General features: G+C 60.6%; 14 protein-coding genes and 1 pseudogene. 8 read left to right on the top strand and 7 right to left on the bottom strand.

Annotated elements, in window-relative coordinates; all coding sequences use genetic code 11:
* Positions 1-82 precede the first annotated feature (82 nt).
* Positions 83-355 (top strand): hypothetical protein, encoded by a 273-nt coding sequence (locus P9236_RS15365; protein WP_278075471.1) that lies wholly within the window; start codon positions 83-85, stop codon positions 353-355.
* Between the two features lie 598 nt (positions 356-953).
* Here the strand turns inward: P9236_RS15365 and P9236_RS15360 are convergent.
* On the bottom strand, positions 954-1,217 hold the full coding sequence (locus P9236_RS15360; RefSeq protein WP_278075470.1) for a hypothetical protein: 264 nt from the start codon (positions 1,215-1,217) through the stop codon (positions 954-956).
* Between the two features lie 249 nt (positions 1,218-1,466).
* Between P9236_RS15360 and P9236_RS15355 the strand changes: the two genes are divergently transcribed.
* The 3 genes from P9236_RS15355 (at position 1,467) to P9236_RS15345 (ending at position 4,033) form a co-directional block, all read left to right on the top strand.
* The gene (locus tag P9236_RS15355; protein ID WP_278075469.1) at positions 1,467-1,958 is read left to right on the top strand and encodes a hypothetical protein; all 492 of its coding nucleotides are present in this window, start codon (positions 1,467-1,469) and stop codon (positions 1,956-1,958) included.
* Between the two features lie 741 nt (positions 1,959-2,699).
* A complete protein-coding gene (locus tag P9236_RS15350; protein ID WP_278075468.1) occupies positions 2,700-3,131 on the top strand; it encodes a hypothetical protein in 432 nt (143 codons plus the stop codon).
* A gap of 314 nt (positions 3,132-3,445) precedes the next feature.
* Entirely contained in the window at positions 3,446-4,033 is a 588-nt protein-coding gene (locus P9236_RS15345; RefSeq protein WP_278075467.1) for a diguanylate cyclase, read from the top strand.
* Positions 4,034-4,237: 204 nt separating this feature from the next.
* On the opposite strand, the gene P9236_RS15340 is transcribed toward P9236_RS15345, so the two are convergent.
* Positions 4,238-4,435: a DUF2934 domain-containing protein gene (locus tag P9236_RS15340; RefSeq protein ID WP_278075466.1), complete on the bottom strand. Its 198-nt coding sequence runs from the start codon at positions 4,433-4,435 to the stop codon at positions 4,238-4,240.
* Between the two features lie 153 nt (positions 4,436-4,588).
* On the opposite strand from P9236_RS15340, the gene P9236_RS15335 reads away from it, so the two are divergent.
* Positions 4,589-4,903 (top strand): hypothetical protein, encoded by a 315-nt coding sequence (locus tag P9236_RS15335; RefSeq protein ID WP_278075465.1) that lies wholly within the window; start codon positions 4,589-4,591, stop codon positions 4,901-4,903.
* A 19-nt stretch (positions 4,904-4,922) separates the two neighbouring features.
* Here P9236_RS15335 and P9236_RS15330 read toward each other — a convergent pair whose 3' ends face one another.
* From P9236_RS15330 to P9236_RS15320, 3 genes and pseudogenes are all read right to left on the bottom strand, one after another.
* A complete protein-coding gene (locus tag P9236_RS15330; protein WP_278075597.1) occupies positions 4,923-5,090 on the bottom strand; it encodes a hypothetical protein in 168 nt (55 codons plus the stop codon).
* 88 nt (positions 5,091-5,178) lie between these two features.
* Positions 5,179-5,374, bottom strand: a pseudogene (locus tag P9236_RS15325) (erythromycin esterase family protein); the annotation flags it as partial.
* A 12-nt stretch (positions 5,375-5,386) separates the two neighbouring features.
* Positions 5,387-7,147: a thiamine pyrophosphate-dependent enzyme gene (locus tag P9236_RS15320; RefSeq protein WP_278075592.1), complete on the bottom strand. Its 1,761-nt coding sequence runs from the start codon at positions 7,145-7,147 to the stop codon at positions 5,387-5,389.
* Positions 7,148-7,306: 159 nt separating this feature from the next.
* Here P9236_RS15320 and P9236_RS15315 point away from each other — a divergent pair, with 159 nt between their 5' ends.
* Together P9236_RS15315 and P9236_RS15310 are read left to right on the top strand one after the other, a co-directional pair.
* The gene (locus P9236_RS15315; protein ID WP_278075464.1) at positions 7,307-8,200 is read left to right on the top strand and encodes an alpha/beta hydrolase; all 894 of its coding nucleotides are present in this window, start codon (positions 7,307-7,309) and stop codon (positions 8,198-8,200) included.
* A gap of 210 nt (positions 8,201-8,410) precedes the next feature.
* Positions 8,411-8,674 carry a hypothetical protein gene (locus P9236_RS15310; RefSeq protein ID WP_278075463.1) on the top strand — a complete coding sequence of 88 codons (264 nt, stop codon included), beginning with the start codon at positions 8,411-8,413 and terminating at the stop codon, positions 8,672-8,674.
* A gap of 256 nt (positions 8,675-8,930) precedes the next feature.
* On the opposite strand, the gene P9236_RS15305 is transcribed toward P9236_RS15310, so the two are convergent.
* Together P9236_RS15305 and P9236_RS15300 are read right to left on the bottom strand one after the other, a co-directional pair.
* Entirely contained in the window at positions 8,931-9,491 is a 561-nt protein-coding gene (locus tag P9236_RS15305; RefSeq protein ID WP_278075462.1) for a hypothetical protein, read from the bottom strand.
* Positions 9,492-9,511: 20 nt separating this feature from the next.
* On the bottom strand, positions 9,512-10,240 hold the full coding sequence (locus tag P9236_RS15300; RefSeq protein ID WP_278075461.1) for a DUF4142 domain-containing protein: 729 nt from the start codon (positions 10,238-10,240) through the stop codon (positions 9,512-9,514).
* Positions 10,241-10,819: 579 nt separating this feature from the next.
* Here P9236_RS15300 and P9236_RS15295 point away from each other — a divergent pair.
* Positions 10,820-11,428, top strand: coding sequence for an isochorismatase family cysteine hydrolase (locus P9236_RS15295; protein WP_278075591.1), 609 nt, complete (start codon positions 10,820-10,822; stop codon positions 11,426-11,428).
* Positions 11,429-11,430: the final 2 nt, after the last annotated feature.

Raw genomic sequence — 11,430 nt, 5'->3', positions numbered from 1 at the left:
CGCCGAGCCGGCGCCCCCTTTGGAACATTGCCATCGGCGCGCTGTTAGGACCGCATCGTTCCGCAGCGAGAAAGGGAAAGCCATGTCCGAAGCGAAGACGACGACCAATCACGAAGAGATACGCAGATGGGTTGAAGAAAGGGACGGCCAACCCGCCGTGGTTCGTACGAAAAGCGAGGGCGGCATCTTGCGCATCGACTTCGGCGAACCCGAGGAAGCGCTCGAACCGATCGAGTGGGATGAGTTCTTCCGGATATTCGATGAGAACGACCTCGCCTTTCTGCATCAGGACGAAGCTGGCGGCGGAGGAAAGAGCCGTTTCAATAAATTCGTCGAGCGCAGCCGGAGCTCTTGACCTCGCATTGGCGGCTACAGTGCATCAAGCGGGATCGACCTTGGTCGACTTCGATCCAGCCGCGTGTCTCCCAAACGGGTGCGGATATTTTCTTCGAAAACTGAGATGTACGCGCAGACGCGGCCGCTGCAGGACGGAACCGTTTTCCGGATCCGGCCGTTCCGGCGTTAACGCGGAGTCACATCTATGGTACCTTTTCGGATCTGGACAAGAAACTCACCGAAAACATCTACGACCATGGGAGTCGCTTGACCGACCGGAGCGCTGATCTGCCACGGCGGGTCAAAGAGACGGTCGATCTCCTCATGCCGTTTGTGCAGCCCCAGCGGGCCGTTGTTCCGAGCGCCTGACGCCAGGATCGAAATTTCTATCCTTTGTCGCCGTGCAACTCCCGGTCCTTTGTTTCGCGCAACAGCCGGACGATCGCGTCGACCGGAGAAGGGTCGACCGTCGGGTGGATTTTCCGCCGCCACAGATGGCGAAGGAGCTTTTTCAACGTTGGCATCGAAAATCACCTCCTGAGCTATCGATATTGCATGGAAGATGGATGTCTCAGAGTTGGGGCGCGACGTCCTTTGACGAGCCGCCGGCATAGTCGTCATCTGAGCAGTGCAGCGAGCAGGAACGCGGCAGCCGCCAGGATCACGAGCGCTGCAATCACCAGCACAGGTCCCTTCCTGCCAGGCTGAAGGCCGGACGCATTCTCCGGACGCCGCATCGCGTTGGCGAAGCTCGCCTGGTTGGTGAATTTCGGTTCATGCCGCGTAGCGGGGCCGTCCGGATTGGAGGCGTCGCCGGCCTCGGCATCCGTTTCCTGCGGGGCGGCTGCAGGATCGAACCCGGGCGTCTTGTCTTCAGTCATGCCAGCCTGGATTTGGCCTCGATCCTCCGCGGGTGTTCGCTTGCTAATCATCGGAAGCTCCTTCCCAACCAAACATCTGTGCGGCCTTGCTGTTCCAACAGCGGTCTGAAGTCGAAGGACAGTGCTGTCGCGCAGGGGCTCGCCTTCGACCCGGCTGCCAGTTCGTGGGCGGCGGGCCCGAGCGTCGCCGGAACCTTTTGATTGGGCCTGCTTTAACCTTCGGTCATGTGAAGATGGCGAGGCCCGGCGATGCAGGTTCTCGGAACCGAAATAAATGCCGAAGCGGAAGGTGTGGTGGTCGAATTTCTCGGCGAGGGCGGGGAAAAAATTGCGGTCACAATGGCCGTACTCCAACCGCGCCCAACGCTTGATGAAGCCGCGCCTATCGCCCGAGCCAGAGACATGATGGTCCAGTGCTCCGTGTTCGACAACACCGAGGACCGATCGCGAGAAAACAGCAGCAACCGCGACCTCGGCGGGCCTGTCTTGCCGGCCAGGACCGAGTGTGTATTCAGACTCGAATATCGCGACAACGACAGCGTGCGGCAGCTCCAGGGTGTGGAACTGGCGAGCCTCGAGGCCGCGCATGGCGAGACGCCGCGCCCGGCAACCGATCTGCTCGACGACGCTACCGAAGGCGGCCAAGAGGGCTGGGCCGTCCGGATCCGGGACGGAAGCGGCGAGACGGTATCATCGATCGACTTCAATGCGGCAAGGCGTGAAAAAGCGGCGGCGGAATGAGGACCGGGCTGCGTAGCTGAAGAAAGGATAATGGATGCTTCCCTTCCTTTCGCTGAACGTGATGGCGGCTGCCAGAGGCGACGGGCTGCATCCAAAGCTTGCCCGCCTGCTCAGGACAGGGCTGGATTCAGCTGCGTCTGGAGTGGTTGTGCTTCGTCAAGCTTGCGACGGCGCCCCGATCCAGGCCGGCCCTAATCCGGTAGGCACAGCCGATGGAGCGCCGCAACAGGGCGTAGTCCGGTTCCCCGCCCGGCAAAGCCTCGACGCCCGGCACCGGAAGAGCCAATAACCTCCAGTTCCGCTGGAAGTTATTGGCTTCAGCGTCCGAAAGTGATCCCCTTCGTAACAGGGTGACGTTCAGTTTGATGCTGTGCAGGCGCCGTTGCTTGGCGTCTGTCGAAGATCCGTGGGCAACTTTGATCAGCCCGAGTCCCCTGTTGCCTTGGACCTACGGCCTGTTGATAACATCCGAAGCGTGCGCGATTGACGCTGGGCGAGACTTCCACGTGAGGTCGGTACGCGCGCACCTCAACCTAGCCGGCGCGTACCTCTCTCTTCTGCACAAGCGCGCAGCATAAATTGTGAAATCTCGGGAACATTGCAGAAGAGTGTCAGTTCGTGTCGATGCAGGCATTTGCTGCACGGTAGCTGCGGGAGATCGGTGCAACACCGATCCGGCCACGCCGCGATCCCTTCGGGCGGCGCGGACTATTACCGCAGCGAGATGAACAGGAGCCGATCATGAAGCACCAGACGCTCGACGAATTACACTCTGTCGCGGGTATCAGTCCTTTCGCGCCAGCACTGCTCATGACAAGAGCACAGCGGTTGGAGCGGTGGGCGGAACTGCTTGAGCAGAATCCCTTACGCTGTCTCGCAGCGCTTGTCGGTACGGAACACCTTTATCCAGGAGTCCGGGCCGAAGCGCGGGCGGCCGGATCCCCGCTTACGGTCGCATTTGAGGACCCGCTGCTGCGCGCCTCCGGCCTACAATCGGACACTTACGGCGAAGCGAAGAGCTTTTTCCAACTTTCGGATTGGGAATTGCATGAAATCGTTTGCAGCTGCCATGCCGGCGCCACCATGCAAGCCAGTTGGGCTGCCGGGCGCGTCCGCCGGATCGCCGTCGGCAACCGGATCGTCGCTTGGCTAAGAAGCCGCTTCGTGCGTTGACTGTCCCACGCTATCGGTAGGCGATTGCCACCGCCGTCGCCAGGCGATGCTTCGACCTTAATGCCGCGAACATGATCCCGGCAGCGGACGGCCTTCAATTGTGCCGCAAGCCCGATAAGAACCGTTCCGGTTCCGATTGCCGATCGACCTGGCCATCGTGGGTTCGACTGGCATCCGAAGCAGTCCGGCGCGCGGAGGCTTTGTGCGAGCTCGCAGCCTTAGACCATTATCCAGCGTACAAGACAGGCACGCAATGACGCCAGCATGAGCCTCATGGAAAAAAATCGAATGCGTCAGAGACGGACCGCAGCTCAATGCTGAACGATCCTATGGTGCTGATTCTGATGTATTTCGTACTGCCTGTCTGGCTGATTGCAGGATTTGCCGATTGGCTCTGCCATCGCGCGACGCATATCGAATCGACGACTGGCGCGAAGGAATCGCTGATCCATCTGCTGATGTTCGCCGAAGTCGGCATTCCTTTACTCGCGGCGATGTTTCTGGAGGTCAACTCCTTGATAATCGCCATGATGATTATCCTTTTCCTCGTCCATGAAGCGACCGCCATATGGGATGTGCGTTACGCCACCACCGCGCGCACGGTAAGCCCGATCGAACAGCACGTGCATAGTTTCCTCGAGATGATCCCGCTGATGGGGCTGGTCAGCGTGGTTTCCTTGCACTGGGGCCAGTTCCTGGCGCTGTTCGGATTTGGGCCTGAGAAGGCTCGAATTGGCCTCGCCTGGAAGGAGCAGCAACTGCCCGTGGCATACATTGCAACGGTGATGACCGTGATTCTGCTGTTCGAACTGCTTCCTTATGCGGAGGAGTTTTTTAGGGGCCTGCGAGCCAACTCCGGGCGACTGGTTCCTCCCAAGGCTAGGCGAAAACAAAGCAGGTGAGACTGCCACGCGCTGAGGGGCCGCGGGTCGTTGAGGCCTGCGTCAGCCGTTCTGGTTGATCGCGTGGGGCGAAGGCTGCTGGCCGGGCGAGTGCCTGGAGTCTCGACCCATCCAAGCCCAGACGGAGATCAGTACAAGCACGATCGCTACGGCTGCAACCCATGCAACGGTCCGCAACATCGCAGGTCCCTCCTTTTGGGGTTCCTAGCTATCCGACTTGTTTGGGTCCGAGGCTGTGCCGACTGTCGGGTCGGGTACGACAGGACCTCGCTCGGCTTCCGAGCCTTCAGATTCGATCTCCTGAACCGCCTGATCCCAATGCTCCTGTTGCCTTCCTTGCGGCCGCCCCTCGCGCTCCCAGATTTCGTGGGCCCGACGTCTGATGCGTTCTTCCCTGTCCATGGCTGCTTGCTCCACGCGCCTGACCCGACGCTTACTGGGGCCTAATTGAGAAGCCACGCGTTTGTTCCATCGGATATGACTGGGTACAGATTGCCCCGCCGAGGAACGCTCTTGCGATGATCTTGTTATCCTTCCGATCACCCGGAGGAAGCCATGAGCAAGGAAGAGAATCGCCGCGAAACCGGTGCCAGGAAGTACCCGCCTAACTCCGATCCAGACCCTTCAGACCAGTTTTCGCAGGCCGCGGCCAACAACGAAAAGCCACAGGATCGATTTGGGCTCACCCGCAAGCAGGGCGAGGTGGAAGACAAGACCTTGCAGTCCGAAAGCCGAAATCCTCAGGGGAGGGCTATACCCAGTCCGGGGACCCAAAAGAGTTCCGGAGCCGGCCCATCGGTCGCCGAGCATTCGAGGGATGCAAAAGCGCCCAAGGGCGGCCAGCAGGGCGCTTATGTGAAAAAGTCGTAGTGCTCGCCTGTCGCATCACCTATTCGTCCGCACCTTTTTCCGCGGGTTGATTGCGCCAGTATCGGTGGTGTCGTTCTCGACGTCGCCTTCTGAAGGTGCCCTTGGACGTTCCGATGCCGGGATCGCTGCCGATATCGGCGTCGCTGGGTTTTTTCGATTTCGGGTGTTGGTTTTTGATCATGGCCATTCCTCGCTGCATATACTTGACGAACCGGGAGATGCGCGGAAGTTCCGGCTCGCTGCTTGTGGCGAATGAATGGGCTCGGGTGCGTAGAGCCGAAGGGGTAGGTTTCCGGTATGCCACTCGTCGCGTGCTGCGGCCCGAGCGGCGTTACGGCGGTGGTTTCATCAAACCAGGCGAAGGTATCGAATTGTCGCGCCCGCGAGACGTGGGCATAGTGGCTGTGCACTTCGGTTTTCCGGCCGATAGATCACGCCGATGAAGCGTTCGAGCTGACGCTCGGTGAGCCGAATGCCGCGACGTCAACGCTCCGCCGCCATCATCGTCTTTGCCGGCTCCCGCGCGATATTGTCCTCGATCCGTTCGTGCCCCGGGGTCTCTGGCAGCGCCTTGCGGAAATTCTTGGCGTAATCGGGCGGCATCTTCGGCGGCATCATCGGCTCGTAGGCGTCGACGAGCGCCTGGATGACGACGGGTCCATCGGCGGCGAAGGCTTGGTCGAGAACGCGCTCTACCTCGTCGGCCCGCTCGATGCTGAAACCTTTGCCGCCCATCGCCTCGGCGGCTTTGGCAAAATCGATCGGCTGCAATTCGCAGCCGAATTGCGGATTGCCGAGGAACATCATCTGCTCCCAGGCAATCTGGTTCAGCATGTTGTTCTTGATGACCAGCAGCTTCAGCGGAATGCCATAGCGCACGGCTGTCGAGAACTCACCGAGCTGCATGGCAAACCCGCCGTCCCCCACTATTGCGGCGATCGGCCGGCCTGGAAATGCAATGCCGGCGGCGATCGCGTAGCTCAGGCCGCAGGCCATGGAGGCCAGCGCCCCGGAGACGCCGAACGCCTGGCCGTCGCGGAGGTCGATGTGGCGTGCGGCAAGTTCCGTATTCTGACCGGAATCGGCAGCCAATATCGTGTTGTCGGCCAGTCGTTCACCGAATGCGCGAGCGACCAGTTGCGGTTTGAGCGGATGGTCTTCGCCGTCCTCCGATTGGCGCATCATTTCTCGCCACTCCTGCATGGCCGTTCGCGCCGCAGCAAGGAAGGCACCGTCAGCTTTTGGCTCGAGCTTCCGGTTAAGCGCTTGAAGCGTTTCCGCTGCATCGCCAACCAGGCCGGCCTCGACGGGGAACCGCAAACCGATGCGCTGCGCGTCGCAGTCTATTTGAACGCCGCGCGCCTGCCCCGGCTTCGGATAATATTCGATGTAGGGAAAGGTCGAGCCGACGATGAGAACGGCGTCGCAGGTCTCCATCGCCTCCTGCGACGGCAAGGTCCCCAGGATGCCGATGCCGCCGGTGGTGTAGGGATGGTCGTCTGGGAGAACGGCTTTGCCTAGGAGCGCCTTGATGACCGGCGCCTGCAGCAGTCCTGCGGTTTCCTCGAGCTCTGCCGCGGCGCCCATCACGCCGCGACCTGCAAGAATGGCCACTCGCTTGGCTCCATTCAGGATGGCTGCTGCCTTGTCCAATTCCTCGTCGTCGGCGACGCAATGGGGAACGAACATGTCTTGTGGCGTATGCGCCGGACGGTTGCGCTTCGAACGCTTCGCCGCGTCGGAAGGCTGCTCCTGGATGTCGCTGGCGATCGAAAGATGAGCGACGCCGTTGCGAGCGAGCGCGGTCCGGCAGGCAAGACTTGCCACATTCTCCATGTGCGCCGCATCCGACACTTGCACGTTGTAAACGGCGACGTCGTTGAAGACACGAGTCAAGTCGACATCCTGCTGCGTGAATGTCTCGATTAGATCGTGGAACTGCATCCCGGTAATTGCGAGCACCGGAGCCTGATCGAGCTTGGCGTCATAGAGCCCGGTCAGAAGGTGGGCACCGCCGGGTCCGGACGTGGCAAGGCATACGCCAAGCTTTCCGGTCCATTTGGCGTAGGCGCAGGCCATGAATGCGGCGGATTCCTCATGGCGCACCTGGATAAATGAAATTCTGTCCTGCTTCTTCCGCAGCGCCTCCATGATGCCGTTGATGCCGTCGCCGGGCAGGCCGAATACGACCCCGACGTTCCAGTCAATCAGAGTATCGACGAGAATTTCCGCTGCATTTGGCATGGCAAGGCTCCGCTGAATGCCCCCGAACCAGCAGGTCGGCAGTTGGTTCCTTGGCAGTGCAACGCTGCGGTCGGCGTCTGGAACAATCCTGTCCGCACAGGGTTGGGGCTGCGCGGCAAAGCCGTATCGAATGGTAGTCCGAAGATTCGCGAGCATTCCATGAATAGGCTTTTCTTCTGCGACACACCGCTTCTGCGGATTGCCTATTTGACCGGTGGCCCAGAGGACGGTCCGCCCGTCCTGCTTCTTCATGGTTGGCCGGATGACGCAACCACCTTTGGCGATGTAGCACCAGTCCTTCAGGTCGCCGGGTTCCGCACATTCGCGCCCTGGCTGCGCGGATTCGGGCAAACCGTTTTCCGCTCCACTGAGACGATGCGCTCCGGCGAGATCGCCGCAATGGCGCAGGACGCACTCGATTTGGCTGATGCGCTGGGTATCGGGCTCTTCGCTGTCGTCGGTCACGATTGGGGCGCCCGCGTTGCTTATCTGCTGGCGTCGGTTTTTCCCGAGCGGATCACATGTTGCGCAGCGATGTCGCTGGGATGGCAGCCCGGTGCAACGGCGACGCCGCCGTTCGAGCAGGCAAAGGCATTCTGGTATCAGTGGTTCATGGCGACGAAGCGCGGAGAGGAAATCGTCCGTCAGAACGGTCGCGCATTCGCGCGGTTCCAGTGGGAGAGCTGGAGCCCTCCCGGATGGTTTGACGACGAGCTTTTCGACAAGGTGGCGATATCCTTCGAAAATCCTGACTGGGCCGAGGTGACGCTGCATTCCTACCGAGTCCGGTGGGGTGAGGCGGCGCCTGATCCGCGCTACGCAGAACTGGCCCGCAGGCAGATCGCCGCAAACACCATCTCGGTACCGGTGCTGACGCTCCATGGCGAGGACGATCATGTCGTGCTCGCCAAAAGTTCGGAAGGTAAGGAGCGCCATTTTATCGCCAGCTATGACCGTCGGCTTCTCCCTGGCGTCGGTCATTTCCCAACGCGTGAGGCACCAAGGCAGGTAGGCGAAATGCTAGAGGAGTTTTTGATTGCTTCGAGCCAATAATGCTCGAGAGAATAGGCGCCCGCCAAAGGTCCGAACCTCCGAATGGCCGTGACATCCGGGCTCATTTCGAGCCCCGCCCTGACCCATTGTTGCCTGCCGCAACAGGGCCTTAAAGGACCCCGGGAACGAGTGAGCCCGACACGGATTGAGTCTTACTCGCTGACGAGGAGAGCGGCAGGAATAGGGGTTCAAAGTTGGAAAGGATTCGCTATGAGCGAGCCACTGAAAACCACAAATCACGAGGTGATCCGGGCGTGGATTGAAGCCCGCAGAGGCAGACCTGCGGTCGCGCGGACTACAGGACAGGGCGCGGTGCTGGCTGTTGACTTCGGTGAGCGCGAAGACGATCTGGAACCCGTCGGATGGGAAGAGTTCTTCACCATTCTGGACGATAACGAGCTTGCCTTCCTTCATCAGGATATAACCCCGGAGGGTGTCCCCAGCCGGTTCAACAAATTCGTCGAGCGCGGATGACCGAGTGGCCAGGCGCTAAGGCGAACGCATACGCTCGCCTGACGCTCATTGATTGCCGGGCATTTTGCTGCTGCCTTGCGGGTTCTTCTTTATGCCGGCCGCCGGAGACGTATCCTGTGGCGCGTTACCATCTGATTCTGCTCGGGCCTGCGCTTCAGCGATGCCGTGGGCCTCGATGTGGATGAACGCCCCGTCACACGCCAGCAGGACCGCGACGGTCAGTATCAGGGCCGCAGCATTCGTTTCACGCCGATCCCTATTTGCTCTGCTGGCAGTAGTCGCCGGCAGCCGGGTCAAATCCTGTCCAGCCGTCTGCTTCGTATTCGAGCCGCCGTTCGGCGATGTCCACCGATCTGGATTCGTGAAGGATCGCTTGTGCCTGCGGAGCGAGGTCATCCTCGACGCGAGCGGTGACCAGCGTGCCGCCCCGGCGGACGCCTTCGGCATAGACATGGGCATCGTGTTCCGACACATCGGCATCATCCGTCAGGCTGCCTATGATGCCGCCGGCCGCTCCACCCACGACGGCGCCGGCGGCCGCGCCTGCGGCGGTCGCCGCCAGCCAACCAGCCGCGACAACTGGACCGACACCAGGTATTGCAATAGCGCCAAGTCCAGTGGCCAAGCCACCAGCGCCTCCCACGACTGCCCCGATGCCGGCTCCGCTGACCGCATCTTCGGCCGCAGGAGAATGCCGGCCATCGGCGTTGTTTGCGATGATGCTGAGATCGGATGTCGGCACGCCCATAGACTCCAACTCTCCCACGGCATCAGCGGCATCGTCATAATCGTCGAACAGCGCGGTGATCGTTTGCATCTTGGTAACTCCTGTGATGATTACTGCTGGCCGGCAAAGACGTTGCCCTGATAGTCGAGCGCGACGGAGATTGTCTTGCCACCCTTCTTCGCCTGACCGCGCCAGATACCCTGGCCGTCCTTGGCGAGCGACGAGATGTCGGTGTAGCCGGCGTCTTGGATGCGATTCTTTGCCTGGGATTCGGTGAAGCTGTTGGCGCCCGGAACAGGGGCAGGTGGCTTGGGTGTCGATGCCGACTTGACCGCCGGCATGGCTGCATTCGCTGCCGCGATTTTCTCGATCATGTCCTGATGCGTCTTCAGGGTCGGCAGAATTCCTGCCGCGAACGCCTTCAGGCTCGCATTGTCGCCGTCCCTAGCGTAGGATTGGAAGAGGTTCACGGCGTCGGCGTGCGCACTGCGCTGCATCTCGACATAAGGCTGATCAAACCCTGTCGTGGTGTTCTGCAGTTTTTCCAGGTCGCTTTGATGCGCGGCGTCGGGCTGAGCCGGCACCTGCAGCTTCTGTTCGCTGGCGATCTTCTTCAGCTTCTCGTTCGCCGCGCTGTGATCGGCAACCATTCTTTCGGCAAAAATTTTGACCTGCTGGTCCTTAGCCCTGTTCTGCGCAAGCTTGCTCGAATCAACCTCGAACAGCCCGCCGACGGCGGCCTTGTCGACAAAGGTCTGCGCGCTATCGGCGGCGACCGCCGGAAAAGCTAGCGACACCACGGCGAAGGCTAGCGATGCAAGAAGTATCCGCGCGTTCATGGTTCCAAGCTCCTTTGCTCGACGAGTTGGAGCCGAACAACCGTCTCACGGCTTTGTTCCAGTCGAAGCCGTTCGATTTTGAGAGAGCGGAACAGTCATTCGCAGCCTGCGTTGCACGAACAGGCAAGCGCCTGACTTGCCAATGCGGCGCCGAGGGTCGGCCCTCCACGCACTTGTTGCGACGCACCAATTCGGCGGCGCGGCCTCACCGCCACAGGGAACAAAGCGGCAACGCGTCATGGCCTCAGATATGCGAGACAACTGATGTACGAATGGTTGGCGGATAAGGCGACCTTGATCTCCGCTTTTGCCAGCATAGCCATGCTCGTGATCTGGTCCATCTATCTGCACATCTTCTGGCGAAGTCACCAGCGACGAAGAACGCCCAAGCTCTTGATCAACTGGGGTAAAGGGCGGGAGCTATCGGCGCGATGCTTCGTCACCAACATGAGCGAAGCGGAACGAGGTGCATGGCGGGACGTTACATCAGCACGATTCAGCAACCGAAGTATCGAGCCGAGCCTTAGTGCGCCAGCCTTGCGTCATCACATCGTACATGAACTCTCGTCGGAGATTCTGATGTCGGTTTCCGGCTTGAGCTATGGCCCTCTTGGCGATCGCTGCGCGCATCTCTGCGTCGACATGCAAAAATTATTTGCCGAGCCTTCGGAATGGGCGACGCCATGGATCACACGCGTCCTTCCCAGGATCGTGAACCTCGCCGAAAGAAAAGCCGAGCAGACTATCTTCACGCGCTTCGTCCCAGCAGAACGGCCAGGGAAGGGTGCTGGCACCTGGCGGCGTTATTATGAGCGCTGGGCATCGATGACGATCGTGAATGTCGGCCCGCAGATGATCGAGTTGCTGGCGCCGCTGCCATCGTTTTGTCCACCGGCGCAGGTGATCGACAAACACATCTATTCGCCTTGGCCGGAAGGCAAGCTGCAGGCCGTGCTTGCGGCACGCCAAATCGACACGCTGGTGGTCACCGGCGGGGAAACCGATGTCTGCGTCCTTGCGACGGTGCTTGGCGCGATCGACATGGGCTATCGCGTCGTGCTGGTCACCGATGCGCTTTGCAGTTCCTCCGACGCCACGCACGACGCGCTGATGACCGTCTACCACCAGCGCTTCGCGCAACAAGTCGAGACCGTCGAGATGAAGACGATTCTCTCGGCCTGGACCTGAAG

Origin of the sequence: Mesorhizobium sp. WSM4884, assembly GCF_029625675.1 — a bacterium.
Classification (GTDB): Bacteria; Pseudomonadota; Alphaproteobacteria; order Rhizobiales; family Rhizobiaceae; genus Mesorhizobium.
This window is presented reverse-complemented; position numbering and strand designations above follow the sequence as displayed.

Coding starts and splice junctions, on each gene's coding strand:
- P9236_RS15365 (WP_278075471.1), top strand. CDS start 83: ATGTCCGAAGCGAAGACGACGACCAATCACGAAGAGATACGCAGATGG.
- P9236_RS15360 (WP_278075470.1), bottom strand. CDS start 1,217: ATGACTGAAGACAAGACGCCCGGGTTCGATCCTGCAGCCGCCCCGCAG.
- P9236_RS15355 (WP_278075469.1), top strand. CDS start 1,467: ATGCAGGTTCTCGGAACCGAAATAAATGCCGAAGCGGAAGGTGTGGTG.
- P9236_RS15350 (WP_278075468.1), top strand. CDS start 2,700: ATGAAGCACCAGACGCTCGACGAATTACACTCTGTCGCGGGTATCAGT.
- P9236_RS15345 (WP_278075467.1), top strand. CDS start 3,446: ATGCTGAACGATCCTATGGTGCTGATTCTGATGTATTTCGTACTGCCT.
- P9236_RS15340 (WP_278075466.1), bottom strand. CDS start 4,435: ATGGACAGGGAAGAACGCATCAGACGTCGGGCCCACGAAATCTGGGAG.
- P9236_RS15335 (WP_278075465.1), top strand. CDS start 4,589: ATGAGCAAGGAAGAGAATCGCCGCGAAACCGGTGCCAGGAAGTACCCG.
- P9236_RS15330 (WP_278075597.1), bottom strand. CDS start 5,090: ATGGCCATGATCAAAAACCAACACCCGAAATCGAAAAAACCCAGCGAC.
- P9236_RS15320 (WP_278075592.1), bottom strand. CDS start 7,147: ATGCCAAATGCAGCGGAAATTCTCGTCGATACTCTGATTGACTGGAAC.
- P9236_RS15315 (WP_278075464.1), top strand. CDS start 7,307: ATGAATAGGCTTTTCTTCTGCGACACACCGCTTCTGCGGATTGCCTAT.
- P9236_RS15310 (WP_278075463.1), top strand. CDS start 8,411: ATGAGCGAGCCACTGAAAACCACAAATCACGAGGTGATCCGGGCGTGG.
- P9236_RS15305 (WP_278075462.1), bottom strand. CDS start 9,491: ATGCAAACGATCACCGCGCTGTTCGACGATTATGACGATGCCGCTGAT.
- P9236_RS15300 (WP_278075461.1), bottom strand. CDS start 10,240: ATGAACGCGCGGATACTTCTTGCATCGCTAGCCTTCGCCGTGGTGTCG.
- P9236_RS15295 (WP_278075591.1), top strand. CDS start 10,820: ATGTCGGTTTCCGGCTTGAGCTATGGCCCTCTTGGCGATCGCTGCGCG.